This window comes from Pseudomonas sp. ArH3a, from assembly GCF_022648765.1.
In the GTDB taxonomy this organism is placed as follows: domain Bacteria; phylum Pseudomonadota; class Gammaproteobacteria; order Pseudomonadales; family Pseudomonadaceae; genus Aquipseudomonas.
Genome location: NZ_CP080330.1, coordinates 3,641,431 through 3,660,343, shown reverse-complemented (window position 1 = coordinate 3,660,343; position 18,913 = coordinate 3,641,431). Strand labels below are relative to the sequence as shown.

Annotated in this window: 15 protein-coding genes and 1 pseudogene; 7 read left to right on the top strand and 9 right to left on the bottom strand. The window is 59.1% G+C overall.

The window, feature by feature from the left end:
* The first annotated feature begins 53 nt into the window (after positions 1-53).
* Entirely contained in the window at positions 54-1,619 is a 1,566-nt protein-coding gene (gene ahpF / locus K0P33_RS16470) for an alkyl hydroperoxide reductase subunit F (RefSeq protein ID WP_242149590.1), read from the top strand.
* 106 nt (positions 1,620-1,725) lie between these two features.
* On the opposite strand, the gene gloA is transcribed toward ahpF, so the two are convergent.
* Entirely contained in the window at positions 1,726-2,247 is a 522-nt protein-coding gene (gene gloA, locus K0P33_RS16465) for a lactoylglutathione lyase (protein ID WP_094952201.1), read from the bottom strand.
* Positions 2,248-2,446: 199 nt separating this feature from the next.
* On the opposite strand from gloA, the gene K0P33_RS16460 reads away from it, so the two are divergent.
* A complete protein-coding gene (locus K0P33_RS16460; protein WP_318654886.1) occupies positions 2,447-2,983 on the top strand; it encodes a DUF4946 domain-containing protein in 537 nt (178 codons plus the stop codon).
* A gap of 109 nt (positions 2,984-3,092) precedes the next feature.
* On the opposite strand, the gene K0P33_RS16455 is transcribed toward K0P33_RS16460, so the two are convergent.
* From K0P33_RS16455 to K0P33_RS16445, 3 genes are all read right to left on the bottom strand, one after another.
* Positions 3,093-3,458: a histone-like nucleoid-structuring protein, MvaT/MvaU family gene (locus K0P33_RS16455; protein ID WP_094952200.1), complete on the bottom strand. Its 366-nt coding sequence runs from the start codon at positions 3,456-3,458 to the stop codon at positions 3,093-3,095.
* 200 nt (positions 3,459-3,658) lie between these two features.
* Positions 3,659-5,200: an EAL domain-containing protein gene (locus K0P33_RS16450; RefSeq protein WP_242149585.1), complete on the bottom strand. Its 1,542-nt coding sequence runs from the start codon at positions 5,198-5,200 to the stop codon at positions 3,659-3,661.
* Between the two features lie 117 nt (positions 5,201-5,317).
* Entirely contained in the window at positions 5,318-6,190 is an 873-nt protein-coding gene (locus tag K0P33_RS16445) for a LysR family transcriptional regulator (protein WP_094952198.1), read from the bottom strand.
* 76 nt (positions 6,191-6,266) lie between these two features.
* Between K0P33_RS16445 and K0P33_RS16440 the strand changes: the two genes are divergently transcribed.
* Positions 6,267-7,184 carry a DMT family transporter gene (locus K0P33_RS16440; RefSeq protein WP_242149582.1) on the top strand — a complete coding sequence of 306 codons (918 nt, stop codon included), beginning with the start codon at positions 6,267-6,269 and terminating at the stop codon, positions 7,182-7,184.
* Between the two features lie 245 nt (positions 7,185-7,429).
* Positions 7,430-8,506, top strand: a complete 1,077-nt coding sequence (gene hppD, locus K0P33_RS16435; protein ID WP_094952196.1) for a 4-hydroxyphenylpyruvate dioxygenase — start codon at positions 7,430-7,432, stop codon at positions 8,504-8,506.
* 55 nt (positions 8,507-8,561) lie between these two features.
* On the opposite strand, the gene rarD is transcribed toward hppD, so the two are convergent.
* The gene (gene rarD / locus K0P33_RS16430; RefSeq protein WP_094952194.1) at positions 8,562-9,443 is read right to left on the bottom strand and encodes an EamA family transporter RarD; all 882 of its coding nucleotides are present in this window, start codon (positions 9,441-9,443) and stop codon (positions 8,562-8,564) included.
* Positions 9,444-9,757: 314 nt separating this feature from the next.
* On the opposite strand from rarD, the gene K0P33_RS16425 reads away from it, so the two are divergent.
* Positions 9,758-11,035: a DUF6543 domain-containing protein gene (locus K0P33_RS16425; protein WP_094952193.1), complete on the top strand. Its 1,278-nt coding sequence runs from the start codon at positions 9,758-9,760 to the stop codon at positions 11,033-11,035.
* 48 nt (positions 11,036-11,083) lie between these two features.
* Here the strand turns inward: K0P33_RS16425 and K0P33_RS16420 are convergent, their stop codons facing one another.
* The 3 genes and pseudogenes from K0P33_RS16420 to K0P33_RS16410 form a co-directional block, all read right to left on the bottom strand.
* Positions 11,084-12,091 carry an aldo/keto reductase gene (locus K0P33_RS16420; protein ID WP_094952192.1) on the bottom strand — a complete coding sequence of 336 codons (1,008 nt, stop codon included), beginning with the start codon at positions 12,089-12,091 and terminating at the stop codon, positions 11,084-11,086.
* Positions 12,092-12,172: 81 nt separating this feature from the next.
* Positions 12,173-12,331, bottom strand: a pseudogene (locus tag K0P33_RS16415) (LysR family transcriptional regulator); the annotation flags it as partial.
* A 1,159-nt stretch (positions 12,332-13,490) separates the two neighbouring features.
* Positions 13,491-14,801: an MFS transporter gene (locus tag K0P33_RS16410; protein WP_242149579.1), complete on the bottom strand. Its 1,311-nt coding sequence runs from the start codon at positions 14,799-14,801 to the stop codon at positions 13,491-13,493.
* Between the two features lie 161 nt (positions 14,802-14,962).
* On the opposite strand from K0P33_RS16410, the gene K0P33_RS16405 reads away from it, so the two are divergent.
* The gene (locus K0P33_RS16405; RefSeq protein WP_242149577.1) at positions 14,963-16,069 is read left to right on the top strand and encodes a sugar diacid recognition domain-containing protein; all 1,107 of its coding nucleotides are present in this window, start codon (positions 14,963-14,965) and stop codon (positions 16,067-16,069) included.
* A 91-nt stretch (positions 16,070-16,160) separates the two neighbouring features.
* The gene (locus K0P33_RS16400; RefSeq protein ID WP_242149575.1) at positions 16,161-17,300 is read left to right on the top strand and encodes a glycerate kinase; all 1,140 of its coding nucleotides are present in this window, start codon (positions 16,161-16,163) and stop codon (positions 17,298-17,300) included.
* Between the two features lie 17 nt (positions 17,301-17,317).
* Here K0P33_RS16400 and K0P33_RS16395 read toward each other — a convergent pair whose 3' ends face one another.
* Positions 17,318-18,910, bottom strand: a complete 1,593-nt coding sequence (locus tag K0P33_RS16395; RefSeq protein ID WP_242149572.1) for an alpha/beta fold hydrolase — start codon at positions 18,908-18,910, stop codon at positions 17,318-17,320.
* Positions 18,911-18,913 lie beyond the last annotated feature (3 nt).

Genomic DNA, 18,913 nt, shown 5'->3' with positions numbered 1-18,913 from the left:
CGCTCGGGCGTTTTTTTGTCTGCAATAAACCGAATTAATAGGAAATCGCCCGTATGTTGGACGCCAATCTTAAAGCTCAGTTGAAGTCATACCTGGAACGGGTCACCCAGCCGATCGAGATCGTCGCCTCCCTCGACGACGGTGCGAAATCCGAGGAAATGCTTGGCCTTTTGCAGGACGTAACCGGCCTCACCACGCTGATCACCCTGAAAACCGATGGCGATGATGCGCGCAAGCCCTCGTTCGCCATCAACCGCCCGGGTGCCGACATCAGCCTGCGTTTCGCCGGCATCCCCATGGGCCATGAATTTACTTCGCTGGTGCTGGCCCTGCTGCAAGTCGGTGGCCACCCGTCGAAGGCCAGTGTCGAAGTGATTGAACAGATCCGCGCGCTCAAAGGCGAGTTCAGCTTCGAGACCTACTTCTCGCTGTCGTGCCAGAACTGCCCGGACGTGGTCCAGGCGCTGAACCTGATGGCCGTGCTCAACCCCAACATCCGCCACGTCGCTATCGACGGTGCGCTGTTCCAGGCGGAAGTCGATGAGCGCCAGATTATGGCGGTGCCAAGTGTCTACCTCAACGGCGTGAACTTTGGTCAGGGCCGCATGGGCCTGGAAGAAATCCTTGCCAAGCTCGACACCAGCGGCATTGAAAAAGCCGCCGAGAAAATCAGCGCCAAAGACGCGTTTGATGTGTTGGTCGTCGGCGGCGGCCCAGCCGGTTCTGCCGCTGCCATCTACGCAGCACGTAAAGGCATCCGCACCGGTGTGGCGGCTGAACGCTTTGGTGGCCAGGTGCTGGATACCATGTCGATCGAGAACTTCATCTCGGTGCAGGAAACCGAAGGGCCGAAACTGGCCAGCGCGCTGGAAGCCCACGTGCGTCAGTACGACGTGGACATCATGAACCTGCAGCGTGCCAGCAGCTTGATCCCTGCGAAACACGCCGGTGACTTGCACGAAATTCGCTTCGAAAGCGGTGCGACCCTCAAGTCCAAGACCGTAATCCTGGCCACTGGCGCCCGCTGGCGCGAAATGGGTGTGCCGGGCGAGCAGGAATACAAAGCCAAGGGCGTGTGCTTCTGCCCGCACTGCGACGGCCCGCTGTTCAAAGGCAAGCGCGTGGCAGTGATCGGCGGCGGTAACTCCGGCGTTGAAGCAGCCATCGACCTGGCCGGTATCGTCAGCCACGTGACCTTGCTCGAGTTCGACAGCAAACTGCGCGCCGACGCCGTGTTGCAGCGCAAGCTCTACAGCCTGCCGAACGTGGACGTGATCACCAGTGCGCTGACCAGTGAAGTCAAAGGCGACGGCCAGAAAGTCACCGGCCTGGCGTACAAAGATCGCGACAGTGGCGAGTTCAAGACCATCGACCTGGAAGGCATCTTCGTTCAGATCGGCTTGCTGCCCAACACTGACTGGCTCAAAGGCACAGTGGAGCTGACCCCGCGTGGCGAGATCATTGTCGATGCGCGTGGCGAGACTTCGCTGCCAGGTATATTTGCCGCCGGTGACGTGACAACCGTGCCGTACAAGCAGATCGTGATCGCGGTAGGCGAGGGCGCCAAGGCTTCGCTGAGTGCTTTCGATCACCTGATCCGCACGTCCGCACCGGCTTAAATCCGGGCCCGGAAATGAAAAACCCCATGAGTGATCATGGGGTTTTTCTCGTTCCCACGCTCCGCGTGGGAATGCCTCCGATGACGCTCTGCGTCACCCTGTCCGCTTACATAGGCGCTGGCTGAATAATCTCAACCCAGTACGCATCCGGGTCCTTGATGAAGGCCAGGCTTTTCATGCGGCCATCGGTCAGGCGCTTCTGGAAATCACAGCCCAGGGCTTCGAAACGCTCGCAGGCGGCGACGATATCCGGCACTGAGATGCAGATATGGCCAAAGCCACGCGGGTCGGTGTTGCCGTTATGGTAGGCAAAATCGGCATCGTTTTCGGTGCCGTGGTTGTGGGTCAGTTCCAGGATGCCCGGGATCGACTTCATCCACTGGGTGCGCGCGGCGGCGTCAGCTGGAATCTGGGCCTTGTCCACCAGGGCCAGGAAGTACAGGCTGAATTCGGCTTCCGGGAAGTCGCGCTTTTCCACCAGGGAAAAACCCAGGATGCGGGTGTAGAAATCCAGCGACTGGGTGATGTCCTTGACCCGCAACATGGTGTGGTTGAACACAAAGTTCGAGGTGGCGGTGTCGGGCTGGGCGGTGACGCCCGGGAAAGTGTTCAGATCGTGCAGGCTCATGGGCCCTCCAGAAAAAAATGGGGCAAACGCGACTTGAAATGATAGGCGCGGTCCGTTGGCTTGCGGCAAGCATCCCTGCAGCCGAGCCATGATACGCAAGGCCCAGCCGCTGCGCCAAATGAAAAAGGTCACGTAGCGCTTGCGACCAGCGGGCGCCGGGGCTCAAACTTTGGCGCTTGAACCTTGGGTGTTTTTCGTAATGATTGAATTTCGTAAATCGCTGTTGAGCGCCATGTGTTTTCTGTTGGCCAGCCCGCTTGTGCTGGCGGCCGACCCGGAAATTCACTGGCCCAGCGGCTGGCAGGTCGAGGAAGTGGACGTTGACGGCGAGGCGCCGGTAAAACCCCAGGCAGTGTCGCGCCAGCGCGCAATCAAGAACGATGAAAATGGCAATACCTTGATGGTCATGGAGTTGACCGGCACCCCGATTGAGGCCGGGCATAAAGTTAATCTTCAAGGTGTATTGCTGGAAATGCGTAAATCCATCCAGAAAGATTTCGCCGGTAGCGGTTATCAAAGCGTGTGCACCAAGATGCACCCAACCACATTGAGCCGTCTTGAGGCGCTGGAAACTACTTGTGTGATTACTGAAAATGGCCGACACGTTTTGTCGCAAACATTAGTCGGCGCGGTTGATAGCGATAAAGCCTATGTATTTTCGTATGCAGGGCAGGCCGAAGCCTACGAGGCAAGCAAAGACGAAGTGGGTTCGGTACGTGACAGCCTCAAACTTTGAGCGCGTTATCTCGAACGATAATGAACACAGTGAAGTGTTAGTTAAGTTCGTTTTCGACGCCTCAAAAAAAAACCCGCAGATGCGGGGCTTTTTTGTGCGGGCCGTGTGATCAGCCGCGCAACCAGGAATCGACAGTGGCAGCGCCATACTGTTCTTTCCAGGCTTTCAGGCCGCGATGGTTGCCGCCTTTGGTCTCGATCAGCTCACCGGTGTGCGGGTTGCTGTACACCTTGACCACGCGCGCGCGGCGCTGTTTTGGTGCGGCGGCGAGCGTAGCGCCGGCCTTGCCAGGGTTTGGGTCAAGGATCGAGATGATGTCGCGCAGGCCTTTACCGTAGTGCTTCATCAGGCCTTGCAGCTTTTCTTCAAATTCGATTTCTTTCTTCAAGCCGGCGTCGTTCTTCAAGGATTCGAGCTGGGCAAGCTGCTCTTGAAGGGCTTTTTCTGCTGCGCGAAATTCGGCGAGTCTGGACAAAATCTGTACTCCAATAATGGTGTTTGCTGATATCAACTGCAGACAAAGCTATAAGCCAAGCGCTTATAAGGTGACTCAAAGAAAGAGGCCTTTCTGCGAGTTCAGCACAGGCAGGAAAAATTGTAGTAGTTAATGCCCCACGAGTAAATCATGTCTTTTGCCTAAACAAGATTATTTCATCAAGCGCACGGGCTGGCTATTCAATGGCTGGCCAGCGACTTAATGAACTCGTCACAGGGTAACGGCCTACCAAACAGGTAACCCTGCAGGAAATCCACACCTTGTGCAGCAAGATAGTCGCACTGCTCAGCTGTTTCCACGCCCTCGGCAACGATGCCCAGATCCAGCTTGCCGGAGAGTTCGATGATACTGTCGAGAATATGCCGTGAGAGTGCATCCGCGCCAATCATGGCGACAAAGCTTTGATCGATTTTCAAGTAATCGACATTGAAGTTGCGCAAGTAACCCAGGCTGGAATGCCCGGTACCGAAGTCATCAATCGCAATCATCACCCCCAGTTGATGCAGGGCGTCGAACAGCCGACGAGTGATGTCGGTTGGCGTGATCAGCTCGCGCTCAGTCAGCTCCAACACCAGTGTCACCTGGCCGGGCGCGAAGGCAGCGAGAAACTCCCCACAGTCCTCAACCAAGTCCAGATCCTGACAGTGGCGCGCGGTGATATTCACGCCAATATGAAAGCCTGGACTGAAGCGCGCGGCATGCGGGGCAAGTTGCGCGGCGGTCTGGCGCAACAAGGCGCGGGTCATCGGCACGATCAGGCCAGAATGCTCTGCCAGTGGGATAAACAAGTCAGGACGCACCAGGCCTTCCTTGGGGTGCTGCCAGCGCATCAGCACTTCACAGCCGGCCCATTCACGGGTATCGCCGCGTACCACTGGCTGGAAATACGGGATGAACTCGTTGGCGCCCAAGGCCCGCTGCAATTCATGCGTAGGCGCAGACGAGCGCTTTTGCAGCCAATGCGCGAGCACGCCCGCCAGCACGCCAAAGAACACCAGAAGGCTGAACAGCGCCGGGTAGCGTGCTTCCATGTACCGCCACACTTCACCGGCCGGCATGCCGACATCGACACTGTAGGGAAAGCGTTCTGAGACCAAATAGTGATGGGCCACGGCAAACACCGGTACGGGGCTGGTGTGCACCTTGCCGTCGGCATCCAGCCAGTTAGGCCCTGCTTGCAGGATCAGGTGCGCGTAGCGGCTGATCAGGCGCAAGGCGTTGGTCAGGTGGTAACCGTCAATCGAGGCAAACGCCGCTTTGTCGCCGTCCACCAAGCGGTAAACCAGCAACGCCGTATCCGGCGTCACCGGGTTGCCGTTCATCAACCATAACGTGCCATCGACATAATCATCCGGGTTGACCGCCGACTGGTAATCACCCCCGAACAGCGAGGTGCAATAGATGTTCTTCTGCCAGGACAGGGTCGTTGCGCGCACAAAAGGCCGACGCGTGACCTGTTCACGCAGCGCCAGTTGCGCACCGTTGTCACAAGGCTGGCCTGCCAGTGGCAGCAGTGCCTGGGCGGCGAGGGCGGTGTTGTCGAGCATCAGGTCAAACTGGCGCACGGCCTCGCTGGCGGTTTGCGCGGTGCTTTCTTGAAGGGTGCGTTCGGCTTGCCAGTGCAGGATCACCACGCCCAATGCGATAGGCAGCAGAACACTCAGGGCGGTGATCAAGTAGCGGGTGGCGCGTTTGCGCGGGCCGTTAACGGTCAGAGGCATGGAGGGGACGGCCTGTCGCAGGGTGGGGAAAGCGCCGAAGGGCTAATCAGGTTATTCAGATGATAGATGGCGCGCGGGAAATAAGCTCGCTGTACCTGGCCATTTGGATAGTCTCCATCACTGGAAGTCCAGGCGTTGCGCCACGTCAATAAACGCTAGGGTCGCCGGTGTCGACTGACGTTGATCCAACACCGCCAGGCCGATGTCACGGCTGACGCGTGGCGACAACGGACGCACGTGGTAACGCGCGTCCGGTGCCTCGGGCAGCGACGCCTGCGCCACCACGCTCACGCCGTCACCTCGGCCCACGGCTTCCAGGGTACTGAGCAGTTGTGAGCAGCGGTAACGTACCTTCGGCGTCAGCCGCGCAGCACTGAACAGCCGCGTGACCAGCTCCTGCGAGCCGGCATCGGTAAGAATGAACGGATCGTCACACAGCGCCTTCAGTTCCACACAGGGCTGCGCGGCCAGCGAATGCCCAACGGGGAGCAGGGCAACCAGTTGGTCCTGGAACAGCACAAACGTATCGAAACGCTCTTGCTCCAGCACCACAAAGCCCACGTCGATACGGCGCTCGTCCAGCCATTGGATCACCTGGCGATCGGGGCCTTCGTCCACGTGCACCTCAATACCTGGATGCGCCAGCCTGTATTGCTCGAGAATTCGCGGTAGCAGGCGGTTGGACGAGGTCGGGCCAAACGAGCCGATACGCAGCGTGCCGCGCTTCATGCCGCGCGCATCCGAGGCTTCCTGTTGCAGGGTGTCGGCCACGCCGAGCAGCGTACGCGCGCGCATCAGCAGTTGCTGGCCGATATCGCTGAGTTCGACCTGGGACTGATGGCGGCGAAACAGCTCGATGCCCAACTCCTGCTCGAGGGCCTTGATGGCATGGGACACGGCTGACTGGCTGATACCCAGGCGGTGCGCGGCCTGGGTGAAGCTTTGCAGCTCGGCCACCTGAGAGAAGAGGTGCAGTTGAGTGAGGGTCATGAGTAACAACTCATTTTACGATGATTGATCATTAGTTTGAGGATACCCCAATCCTGACACTTGCCGAGCACCGCTGATGACGTCCGACCGCCTGACCTACCTCAAACTTGCCGCCGTCACGATGATCTGGGGCGCGACCTTCGTGGCAGGCCGCTACCTGGCCGCCGACGTTGACCCGCTGCTGGCTGCCACGCTGCGTTTTATCCTGGCAAGTGCCGCGCTGCTGGGGTTCATGGCCCTTACACGCGTACGCCTGGCCCGGCCCAGCACCCGGCAGCTCGCGCAGTTGGCAATGCTGGGTTTTTTCGGCATCTTTTTCTACAACCTGTGCTTTTTCTACGGCCTGCACTACATCAACGCATCGCGGGCGTCCCTGATCGTTGCTTTGAACCCGGCGGTGATCGCCCTGGCTTCATGGTTGCTGTACAAGGAGCGCCTGAGCGCGACCCGGTGTCTGGGCATTGCCTTGTGCCTGGGCGGCGCCGGTGCGGTGATCATCAGCCGTAACCCGCTGCTCCTGCAGGGCGCCGAGAGTGCCTGGCGCGGTGACCTGCTGATTTTCGGCTGTGTGGTGGGGTGGGGTGCTTACTCGGTGTTTTCCCGCAGCCTTAATCAGAGCCTGGGGCCATTGCAGACGGTAACGTGGTCGATCTTGCTGGGCACGGCGATGCTCACGATCACCACGCTCGTTGGCGGCAAGCTCACACTAAGTGCCCTGAGTACAATCCATCTGCCGCAACTGCTCAGCCTGCTGTATCTGGGCATCCTCGGCTCAGCACTGGCCTACATCGTTTGGTACGACGGCATCCGCCGTATCGGCGCGACCCGTGCCGGCGTGTTCATCGCACTCAACCCACTGACGGCGGTCATCTGCGGCGCTGTGCTGCTGGGCGAGCAACTCAGCGCGCCGATGCTGCTGGGCGGTGCGGTGATCCTGCTGGGCATCTGCCTGTGCAACAAACCCCTTGCGCCGGCCAAGCCATTGGGGATTTGATAAGAGTGCGGACAATTACTGTTACGCTGTGTAGAATCGATTTACGCATACAAGAATATGGACTTGCGCTCACGCAAGCCTCGGCCGTCAGAGACTGATGTAACCATGAAGCTACTCGGCTCCCCCCTCATCTTTGGTGACTTCCTCGCCCGCAGCGTGCGAGGCCTCTCCTGTGCGCCACCCTCAAATCTCATCCTTGCTCGCAAATAACCATTTGTTAATTACAAGAATGATGAGGTGCCACCATGGCAGACCAATACGAAAACCCAATGGGCCTGATGGGCTTTGAATTTATCGAATTCGCATCGCCAACCCCAGGCACCCTGGAGCCGATCTTCGAGATCATGGGCTTCACCAAAGTTGCGTCCCACCGCTCCAAAAACGTGCACCTGTATCGCCAGGGCGAGATCAACCTGATCCTCAACAACCAGCCCGACAGCCTCGCGTCGTACTTTGCGGCCGAACACGGCCCGTCGGTCTGTGGCATGGCATTCCGCGTCAAAGACTCGCAGCAGGCCTACAGCCGCGCCCTGGAACTGGGCGCACAGCCGATCCATATCGAAACCGGCCCGATGGAGCTGAACCTGCCGGCCATTAAAGGCATCGGCGGTGCGCCGCTGTACTTGATCGACCGTTTCGGTGAAGGCAGCTCGATCTATGACATCGACTTCGTCTACCTCGAAGGCGTAGACCGCAACCCCGTCGGCGCCGGCCTCAAAGTCATCGACCACCTGACCCACAACGTGTATCGCGGGCGCATGGTCTACTGGGCGAACTTCTACGAGAAGCTGTTCAACTTCCGTGAAGCGCGCTACTTCGATATCAAGGGTGAATACACCGGCCTGACCTCCAAGGCCATGAGCGCTCCGGACGGCATGATCCGCATCCCGCTGAACGAAGAGTCGTCGAAAGGCGCAGGCCAGATCGAAGAGTTCTTGATGCAATTCAACGGCGAGGGCATCCAGCACGTGGCTTTCCTCACCGAAGACCTGGTCAAGACCTGGGACGCGCTGAAGAAGATCGGCATGCGCTTCATGACCGCGCCGCCGGAAACCTACTACGAAATGCTCGAAGGCCGCCTGCCGAACCACGGCGAACCGGTGGACCAACTGCAAGCACGCGGCATTCTGCTCGACGGTTCGTCGATTGAAGGCGACAAGCGCCTGCTGCTACAGATCTTCTCGGAAACCCTGATGGGCCCGGTGTTCTTCGAATTCATTCAGCGCAAAGGCGATGATGGCTTTGGTGAGGGCAACTTTAAGGCACTGTTCGAATCGATCGAGCGTGACCAGGTGCGTCGTGGTGTATTGACCGCCGACTAAGCGTAAAAAAGCCCGGCCGAGGTTAACCCCGGCCGGGCTTTTTATTGCCTGCGAATCAAGCTTTGCGCTGGCGCACCAAGTGCTTGAAGCCCTCAAACACCAGCACTGTCACCGCCAGCCAGATCGGGATGTAGGTCAGCCATTGGCCGCCCTTGATGCCTTCTCCCAATATCAACGCCACCGCGAGCAGCAGGACCGGTTCCACATAGCTGAGCAGCCCGAACAGGCTGAAGGGCAGCAAGCGGCTGGCAAGGATATAGCTCACCAGCGCCGAGGCACTGATGAGCCCCAGCATCGGAATCAACACATACAACTTCGGATGCAGATCCATCACGGCAAAGCCTTGTTCGCCGTGCTGCACAAACCACCAGGCCACCGGCAGCATCAGCGCCATATCCAGCCACAGGCCGCCCAAGTGATCGGTGCTCAGGTATTTGCGCACCACGAAGTAGATCGGGTAACCGATGATCACCACCAGTGTCGCCCAGGAAAAACCACCGGACTGATACAGCTCGTTAAGTACGCCGAGCGCAGCAAACACCACCGCGATCTGCTGCAGGCGCGACAAACGCTCGCCGTACACCAGGCGCCCGGTGAGCACCATGGTCAGTGGCAGCAGGAAATAGCCCACCGAGACATCCAGGCTGCGCCCATTCAGCGGTGCCCACATAAACAGCCACAGCTGCACGCCGAGCAAGGCCGATGACAACAACACACCGCCGATCAACCGTGGCTTTGCCGCCAACACTCGCACCAGTTCCAGCACCCGTCGCCATTCGCCGCTGACAATCATGAATACCGTCATGCACGGCACCGTCAGCAGCATGCGCCAGCCGAAAATCTCCAGGCCGCTCAATGGCGTGAGCAGCGAGGTGAAGTAATACATCACGGCAAATAACACCGAGGCTAAGACTGATACCACAACACCTTTAGACACACTGTCCTCGCGAAAGACGATTCATACAAAAAAAGGAAAAACTTCGCGTAGGAATATATTGGTCGTGACATTGTTTGTCACGTCTATTACACGTTTTAAGCCGTTTGAATGGAACATATTTTCCCGTCGACATCACATAAGGCTGACGACATTTGGTTTGTATGGCCAAGTGTTGTCTTCCACGGGAAGTTTTGCAGGGTTGTGTGGGTCATGTGAAAACCTCACCGAATGGAAGGAAGTTATTAATAGCAGCGATTCTGGCGAGGCCGTTCAGGAAGTTGCATAACTCATGCAGTGGATAAAAAGGTTGCTCTATGCAAAACAGTTCTGGAAAGGTTACCTCGCTGGCGACGCTTGCATTCAGTTATTCGCCGGGTGTCCTGAATGGCTTGAGCGAAAACACCAGGGTATCTCGAGAGACTCAGCCCGCGTGGAAGACCTCTGACATTTATGTAAGGTTCTCTGAGTCATTGGCCAGAGACACCCAAAGTCACGCCCTCTCGCCAGAAGGTAAAGCACTCATTGATGCGATGCTGTCTCCAAGCGCGTCAAACGGCCCGAAGGTTAAAGTCTTCAGTTTTGGCGTAGGCGGTGTTCGGTCCAATGATATGTTTGTGCTAATGCGTAATCCTCCGGTAGAGGGCAAAACCAATATTGTATGGAACATGCCGGAATATAATTACACGTCATTCCATGAGTTTAAGAACACCCAGCAAATGAGTGCGTTTTTGAAGGACCTTCCTAACAGGCCTCACGACTTCAAGCTGTTTCTGTCCCATTTTGGTAGCGGCCCACGCTCTGAACCTGTCGTCAGCGTCAAGCGCACAATGAACGAGTGGGCGAGCGCACCGGAGAATAGCAAGCCCCCAACGGGCGCAGGGGCGATGGGCACCCTCTTTGGCAATGTGTTCGAGCACTTGGACAGGTTGAGCCAGCAGCCGGTATCGCTTGTGCCCGTCAATGGCCTCGCCGGCATACATCGCAAAGCGGTAAGTCCTCAAGGGGGGGCCATTTACAGCGGAGTGCGACCGGATGGTGAGAACGTTAATTATCAGTACGCCGCCAACGGCAACCTGCTGGGCGTGGGCGACAAAGGTAATTATTACTTTCTGGAGCATGGCTGGGGGAGTAAAAAGCCACTGAGTTCACTGACACCTGCACAGTTCAATGCGGTCGTTGATAAGGACATGTTGGATCGCCTGAATAAAGCGGGCGTGGTGTGGACGACTGACGCAATCTTAAACGCGATTGGCGACGCTTTAGAACATCCTTTCTTCTGGGCTTCAGACTTTTTGGAAGCCTTTGGCGTCAACAAGGAAGACGCAGGCTTTGTAGAGAACGTCTTGGATAACCCCGTCACGGCATTGCTTCTATTCTTAAATAAGCACAATGATATTGGCAGGCCGTTCGGTATGGAAAAGAAGGAGATGGATGCGCTGCTCAGCCTGTATGGCGATGCCGCGCAGAGTGTTGTTCCGCATTATGGCGCTGTCAGAGCGGTTGCCGCGGTGATTGGAAAGGCAATTAGAGGCGAGCCCCTGACAGACAAGGAAATTCGGGAGACGGCCGACGCGTTACACGCCAGAACTTAAGCAAGTAACGAGCAAGAACGCCCACACCGATCGGTGTGGGCGATTTGACTATCGGCAACTACGCCCCGACACAAAATGGCCCACATCATTAAACCCCGGCGTAGACGAATGCCCCGGCGTCACCAGTGAATCAATAAATGCTTCATCTTCAGCGCTGATCTTCACCTCCAGCGCGCCGGTGTACGCATCCCACTGCGCTTCAGTGCGCGGCCCGACAATGGCCGAACTCACTGCCGAGCTGTTCAGCACCCAGGCAATCGCAAATTCGACAATGCCTACCCCACGCCCTTGGGTGTACTGCTGAATCTGCTGGGCGATGCGTAATGATTCCACACGCCACTCGGTTTCCAGGATGCGCTTGTCCTGGCGCGCTGCACGGCTGCCGGCTTGGGGGGTGACGTCAGGTGCGTATTTGCCGCTGAGTACACCACGAGCCAACGGGCTGTAAGGCACCACACCCAGGCCGTAGGCGGCTGCGGCGGTGATCTGCTCGACCTCGGCCTGACGGTTGACGATGTTGTACAGCGGCTGGCTGATGATCGGCAGGTCAACGCCCAACCGCTCGGCCACACGGATGACTTCGGCAATGCGCCAGCCACGGTAATTGGACAGGCCCCAGTAGCGAATCTTGCCTTGGCGGATCAAGTCGCCAATCGCCGACACCGTCACTTCCAGCGGTGTGTCGTGGTCTTCACGGTGCAGGTAGTAGATGTCCAGATAGTCGGTGTCCAGACGCGTGAGGCTGGCTTCCAGCGCGTTGAAAATACGCTTGCGGCTCAAGCCGTTGCGGTTGGGCACCCCGTCCGCCGGGCCGATGCCGACCTTGGACGCCACCACCCAATCCTGGCGATGACGGGCGATCGCCTCGCCAACGATTTCCTCGGAGCGCCCGCCGGTGTAGACGTCGGCGGTGTCGATGAAGTTGATGCCTTGGTCCCAGGCCTTGTCGATGATGCGCAGCGAGTCTTCGGTGTGGGTCTGTTCGCCAAACATCATGGTACCCAGGGTCAGTGCGCTGACCTTCATCCCGGACTGGCCCAATGTGCGGTAAATCATGCAAAGCTCCTCATGGCAGGGAAACGTGAGTCATGCAATACCAGACTCGAGCGCTCTGGAACAAGCCCTGCACGCGTTTCTTCATGCGCTCAGCAGGTTCTCACCGCGTTGCTGGAGAAAGCGGTGCAGCACGTTCACCCGTTCCGACACTTGCAGGCGATGAGGGCACATCAGGTTGAAAGGGGTGGGTTCGCCTTGCCAGTCGGGCAACCGCGCCACCAGACGGCCGGCCTTGATATCGACGGTGGGGGATTGGTGTAAGCACGGTGATGGGGGCGCTGGTTTGCCTGCGGGGCGTTTCTTTAGTTAGATATGAGTACATATCCGTTGCTGCGGTAACGGCTGCTTAGGGTTCCGCTCTTACAGCGGGTCACTTTTGGAAAAGAGCCCCAAAAGTAACCAAAAGGGCTCTTGCCCCACCACTCGGCACCTCGCCTAGGCTCGGTGTGCCCTCACTCCGGCTTTGGTGCGGGGGCCGCCGCGATGGGCCATCCTTGGCCCATCGCGGCTAAACCGGCGTCCTGCCGGTTTACCCCCGCTCCAAAGCCTGCGTTCGGCCAGCGTGGTTTAACGGGGCGCCTCAGATCAAGATCAAGATCAAAAGCAAGAGCACGGCGGCCTAGTAGCCGACCTGAGTGGTTAAATCAAAAGCTAAACCGAGGCGGCCTGACAGCCGACCTGATCTTGATGGCAGAACTCAATCTAATGTGGGAGCTGGCTTGCCTGCGATAGCATCAATTGGTTATGCCTGATACACCGAGGTGTCTGCATCGCAGCGGTGCGGCGATCCGACAAGCCAGCTCCCACAGAAAAGCAGAGCACTGCGGTGCCAGCAACCGAACTCGGTCAAAATTGTGGGAGCGGGCTTGCTCGCGAAGGCGGTGGGTCAGCCAGCTGATGTGTAACTGACACACCGCCTTCGCGAGCAAGCCCGCTCCCACATTGGGATCTCAGTACATCAGGCAGAGAGTGTACTGCTGTGCTTTTGCTGTGCTTTTGCCCTGTTTTGCTTCTACCACTCAGGTCGGCTACTAGGCCGCCGTGCTTTTGATCTTGATCTTGATCTTGATCTGAGGCGCCCCGTTAACCACGATGGCCGAACGCAGGCTTGAATCCGTGGGTAACCCGGCAGGACGCCGGGTTAGCCGCGATGGGCCAAGGATGGCCCATGGCGGCGGCCCACGGATTCAAGCCGGAGTGAGGGCATGCCGAGCCTAGGCGAGGCACCGAGTGGTGGGGCAAGAGCCCTTTTGGTTACTTTTGGGGCTCTTTTCCAAAAGTGACCCGCCGTAAGGGCGGAACCAATAGCAGCCGTAACCCAAACAACGGATATGTACCCCATCAAACCCGCGACAACCCCAGTACCACTATCGCAGGCAAGCCAACCCACCTGGCTGCGTTATACCTTCAAGGTCCGGGTCATGCGCAACGCCAACACACTGCCGGCAACAATCACTGCCGCTAGCAGGTACAACGCCACATCCGTGGACCCGGTGGCATCCTTCACAAACCCTACGATATACGGGCTGAGAAAGCCCGCCATCTGGCCCATGGAATTGATCAGCGCCAAACCACCTGCGGCCGCGCCCGCGCTGAGCATGGCGGTTGGCACCGGCCAGAACATCGGCAAGCCGGTGAGGGCGCCCATGGTGGCGATGGTCAGGCCGAGAATCGCAATCGCCGGGGTGGTGGCGAAATTCACCGCGATCACCAGGCCAATAGCGCCCATCAACATGGGCACCACCAAATGCCAGCGCCGTTCTTTGCGTAAGTCGGCAGAGCGGCCCACCAGCAGCATGAACACGGCCGCCAGCAGATACGGAATCGCACTGAGCCAGCCAATCACCAAGTTATCGCTGAAACCCAGGCTCTTGATGATCGACGGCAGCCAGAAGTTGATGGCGTACACGCCGCTCTGGATGCAGAAGTAGATCAGGCCGAACGCCCAGATCGCCGGGTTCTTGAACACTTCGCCGAGCGAGTCCGTGGTGGTTTTCGGCTTGTTCGCCAGGTCTGTCGCTTGATCGGCCTCCAGCACCGCACGCTCATGGGGCGTCAGCCACTTGGCATTGGCAAAGCTGTCGCTGAGCAGGAAGTAGGCGAGGGCGCCGAGGATGACGGTCGGGATGCCTTGCAGCAGGAACATCCACTGCCAGCCCGCGAGGCCACCTTGGCCGGCGGCGAAGTGGTTGAGAATCCACCCGGAAAACGGGCTGCCGAGCAAGCCGGACACCGGGATCGCCGACATGAACAACGCCATGATCCGCCCACGGCGGAAGGTCGGGAACCACTGCGAGAGGTACAGCACCACACCCGGGAAGAAGCCGGCTTCGGCGGCACCGGTCAACAGGCGCAAGCCATAGAAGTGCGTCGGTGTGGTCACAAACAGCAAGCAGGTGGAGAGCGTGCCCCACACGATCATCATCAGCGCAATCCAGCGCCGCGGGCCGAACTTGGTCAGCGCCAGGTTGCTCGGCACGCCGCACAGCACGTAGCCGATAAAGAAAATCCCGGCACCGAGGCCGTAGACGGTTTCACTGAATTTCAGCGCATCGAGCATCTGCAACTTGGCAAAGCCAACGTTCACCCGGTCGAGGTAGTTGAACAGGTAGCAGATGAAAATGAAGGGGATCAGGCGCAGGGTAATGCGCTTGTAGATGGCGTTTTTATCGTCATCGGTGGCCAGTGTGGCAGCGGCGCTCTGTGACATGGGAGTCTCTCTTTATTATGATTTTTTGCGATGCGCAGGTAACGTTGATCGCCCAACGAGTCTCGGCCACCTGGCAGGGTGCTGTCTTTGTGCTCGCGCACAGTCAAGCATGCTTTGCGCTGTGCCGATGAACAACCCACCCTTTCAAGGAACTTAGCCCCATGTTCGAGTTGGATCATGACTTGGCGCAGGATATTGTCGATCGCACCATGGCGATCCTGCCCTATAACGTCAACGTCATGGACAGTCAGGGGCTGATTCTCGGCAGCGGCGAGCCGGAGCGCATCAACACCCGCCATGAAGGCGCGCAACTGGTGCTGGCCAATGGGCGCGTGGTGGAAATCGACGGCCAGACCGCCAAGCACCTCAAGGGCGTGCAGCCGGGCATCAACCTGCCGCTGATGCACGATCAACGTTTGATCGGCGTGCTGGGCATTACCGGCGAACCCGAGCTGTTGCGCACTTACGCTGAACTGGTGCGCATGACCGCCGAAATGTTGGTCAGCCATCGCCATCAGCAAGCCGAACAGCAGTGGCGACGCCAGCGTTGTGATGACTTGCTGGCGTTGCTGCTGGCTGAAAGTGGCGACTCGCCGCGCCTCATCGACGAGGCCCAGCAACTGGGGCTCAAACCGCAAATGGCACGTACGCCGTACCTGTTTGAACTCGGCGTGGGCCAATCGGCGGAGGCACTCAGCGCCTGGCTTACCAGCCGTTACCCAGACAGTTGGTGTGTCAGCTCGGCGCAGTTTTCGCTGTTGTGGTGTCGGCCGGCTGCGGTGCAAGTCGACAACCCACGGCTGCTGGAAAAACTCCAGGGCCTGGGTTGGAACATCCTGCGTGTGGCTGTCGGCGGGCAAGCGGATGGCCTGGCAGGTTTGCGTCGTTGCTATCGACGTGTTGGCGACTTACTGGCCTATGGTCGGGATATCTTGCCCCAATCGCGTTTGTTGACGCTCAACCGCTACCGCCTGCCGGTGATGCTGTGGCGCCATCGCAACGACGATGCTCTGGATGAACTGCTCAACCCCTTGCGCAAGGTGTTGGCCAAGGACAGTAACGGCCAACTCCTCGCCACCTTGCGCAGTTGGTGCGCGCACGACGGCCAAAGCCAAGCGTGTGCGGATGCCTTGGGCATTCACCGCAACAGCCTGCGCTACCGCATGGAGCGCATCGCCGAGCTCAGCGGCGTCGACCCGCTGACCCTCGACGGCATGCTCGCCCTCTACCTCGGCGTACAGCTGTTTCCTCAGGCTTTGTCGGAATGAACAACAAACCTCACCCACACTTGTGCATCGGACCGGCGTCATTGCCGCAGCCAACTGGCAGCATGGGCGTTATAAAAACCGGAGAAAGCCCATGAAAATCATCATCGCCCCCGACTCGTTCAAGGACAGCCTCAGTGCCGAAGGCGTCGCCCAGGCCATTGCCGAGGGGTTGGCGCAGGTTTGGCCGGATGCACACTTGATCCAGTGCCCGATGGCCGATGGCGGTGAAGGCACGGTGGATTCGGTACTCGCTGCGTGCAACGGGCAGTTGCGCCGCCAGCTGGTGCGAGGCCCCTTGGGTCACGCCGTTGACGCGCGCTGGGGGTGGTTGGCTGAGAGTCACACTGCAATCATTGAGATGGCCGAAGCCAGCGGCTTGCAGCTTGTGCCGCCGGGGCAGCGCGATGCCTGCACCAGCAGCACTTACGGCACTGGCGAATTGATCCGCGCGGCCCTTGATGCCGGCGCGCAGCGCATCATTCTGGCGATTGGGGGCAGTGCCACCAACGATGGCGGTGCCGGTGCAATGCAGGCACTCGGTGTGCAATTGTTAGATGCCCAGGACCAAGCACTGGCACCGGGCGGCCTGGCCTTGGCACGCTTGGCGCGCATCAGCTTTGAGCAACTGGACCCACGCCTGGCCCAGGTGCGCGTTGAAATCGCCGCTGACGTGAATAACCCGCTGTGTGGCCCGCACGGTGCTTCGGCCATTTTTGGTCCGCAAAAAGGCGCCAGTGAGCAGCAGGTTGAGCAACTGGACGCGGCCCTTGGGCACTTTGCTGATCATTGCGCCAAGGTGTTGCCCAAAGACGTGCGCAATGAACCCGGTAGCGGTGCAGCGGGCGGTTTGGGGTTTGCCGCCAAGGCCTTTCTCAGCGCGCAGTTCCGTGCGGGCGTGGAGGTTGTCGCCGAGCTGGTTAGCCTGGACGCAGCCGTGCGTGGCGCGGACCTGGTGATCACCGGCGAGGGCCGCTTCGACGCCCAGACCCTGCGCGGTAAAACTCCGTTTGGGGTCGCCCGCATTGCCCGGCAGCACGGCGTGCCAGTCATCGTGATCGCCGGCACCTTGGGCGACGGCTACGAACAAATGTACGCACACGGTGTGGACGCTGCTTTTGCCTTGCCGTCCGGGCCGATGAGCCTGGAACAGGCCTGCCATGACGCACCGCGCTTGCTGCGCGAGCGTGCGGCAGACGCCGCGCGGTTGTGGCGTGCGGCGACGCGAGGGTGAACGCGGTTCGCGTGGGCTCAGTCTGAGGCGAAGCAGGTCGCAATGCGGTCGGGTTTACGACCATACGCCAGGTACTCACCCACATTACGGTTCACGCAGGCGCTCAGATCAGCAAAGGACACACCGTGCTGATGGACCCCCTTGAGCAACACCAGGCGGGTATTGGGCAAGCTCCGAAAGGCGTTGAAGGCGCCCGATGTAGGTGTTTGGCCGTCGTACTCGGCCTGGACCATCACGATGCTGTCAGCCTGTGCCAGTTTGCCCAGTGGCACACCGGCCAGCGGCTTGGCGCGCCAGCCCGCGCAATGCCTAGCCTGGAAGAAACTGCCCCCGACCGGGTAGCGGGCGGCATACTGGTTTTCCTTCTCGGTCCAGAATGCGTCATTCGCCGCAGGCGAGTCGTTGCATAGCACGGTACTGCGTACAGACACCGCAGGGCTGAGCTTCAGCGGGCCCGGTGCGATGTCATTCCAGGGCGCTGGGTTTCGAGTGACGCTAAGCAGATGCGTAAATGCACGTTGTACCTGTTGGTTAATGTCGGGGTCGGGGCTGAACCGATAAGCGCTGGCTTTTTTGTGTAGTTGCGCGTCTTTCAATTCAGGCGATCGACGCAACCAGTCGCTGAGCGCGCGCGCCGCCATCAGGTATTCGATTGAGCTATAGAACTCGCTGTCAGAACGCAGGGCGACGCGCACCTGGGGGAGCAAGCCGGTAAAAATCTCGCCGATGGCCCTGGGATCGTTGCCCATTTGGTAAGCCTTCGGGTTTTCAGCAGCGCGCTGCGCCACAAAACGCGTGAAGATCCGCTCCTTCTCTGGCGCCTGGATCAACGACGCGTTCTGGAAGGTCGAGGTCCAGTCGGTGTTGGAGTCCAGCACCATTCGCCCGACGTGCTCGGGAAACAGACCCGCGTACCAGGCGCCCAGCCACGTGCCGTAGGAGTTGCCGAAATAGTTGAGGGTGGGTTCTTTGAGCGCGATGCGCACGAACTCCATGTCCCGCGCGGTTTGCTCGGTATTAATGTAAGGCGCCATGCGCTGGCTGGCGCAACCTCGAGCCAGTACCCCGGCGTTATGCCGGATCGCCTCGATATTGGCTGCGCTGCGGTCTTCGGCAATATCGTTTTGCGCGACAACTATCTCATCGGATTGGCACACCAATTGCGCGTCCGGCGTACTGCCCAACCCACGTGGCGTTATGCCGATGATGTCATACGTATTCGTCAGGTGCTGATAGGCCTCACCGTCCGGCATATCCGCGTAACTTTTCCAGAGCGAAGCCAAGACAACCGCAAACCCGCTGCCATCGGCCCCTGGGCCGCCAGGGTTGGTAAACAATGCGCCTGCGCGCTTTTGCGGCTCTAGGGCTGCAACGCGGGTGATGTCCAGCTTGAGGTTGCCGAGCCTGGGTTTCAAGTGATCCAGCGGCACTGTCGCGATGCCGCACTGTGTCCTGGAGACCACCTCAGGGTCCAGCCCGCTGATGGGGCGCCCCTCGCAGTCCGGTAGCCATCTGATAGCCTGCTCGGGTTGCGGTCTTGTTGCACAAGCACTCACCACCAGTAAGACGGCCGCACCAATGCTGGCGACGATTGCCTGTTGTTTCACCATTTT

Bases quoted from the DNA above. Each gene is read 5' to 3' on its own strand.
- hppD (WP_094952196.1), top strand. From the start codon at position 7,430: ATGGCAGACCAATACGAAAACCCAATGGGCCTGATGGGCTTTGAATTT.
- K0P33_RS16405 (WP_242149577.1), top strand. From the start codon at position 14,963: ATGTTCGAGTTGGATCATGACTTGGCGCAGGATATTGTCGATCGCACC.
- K0P33_RS16400 (WP_242149575.1), top strand. From the start codon at position 16,161: ATGAAAATCATCATCGCCCCCGACTCGTTCAAGGACAGCCTCAGTGCC.
- ahpF (WP_242149590.1), top strand. From the start codon at position 54: ATGTTGGACGCCAATCTTAAAGCTCAGTTGAAGTCATACCTGGAACGG.
- K0P33_RS16420 (WP_094952192.1), bottom strand. From the start codon at position 12,091: ATGATTTACCGCACATTGGGCCAGTCCGGGATGAAGGTCAGCGCACTG.
- K0P33_RS16425 (WP_094952193.1), top strand. From the start codon at position 9,758: ATGCAAAACAGTTCTGGAAAGGTTACCTCGCTGGCGACGCTTGCATTC.
- K0P33_RS16395 (WP_242149572.1), bottom strand. From the start codon at position 18,910: ATGGTGAAACAACAGGCAATCGTCGCCAGCATTGGTGCGGCCGTCTTA.
- K0P33_RS16445 (WP_094952198.1), bottom strand. From the start codon at position 6,190: ATGACCCTCACTCAACTGCACCTCTTCTCTCAGGTGGCCGAGCTGCAA.
- K0P33_RS16450 (WP_242149585.1), bottom strand. From the start codon at position 5,200: ATGCCTCTGACCGTTAACGGCCCGCGCAAACGCGCCACCCGCTACTTG.
- K0P33_RS16460 (WP_318654886.1), top strand. From the start codon at position 2,447: ATGATTGAATTTCGTAAATCGCTGTTGAGCGCCATGTGTTTTCTGTTG.
- gloA (WP_094952201.1), bottom strand. From the start codon at position 2,247: ATGAGCCTGCACGATCTGAACACTTTCCCGGGCGTCACCGCCCAGCCC.
- K0P33_RS16440 (WP_242149582.1), top strand. From the start codon at position 6,267: ATGACGTCCGACCGCCTGACCTACCTCAAACTTGCCGCCGTCACGATG.
- K0P33_RS16410 (WP_242149579.1), bottom strand. From the start codon at position 14,801: ATGTCACAGAGCGCCGCTGCCACACTGGCCACCGATGACGATAAAAAC.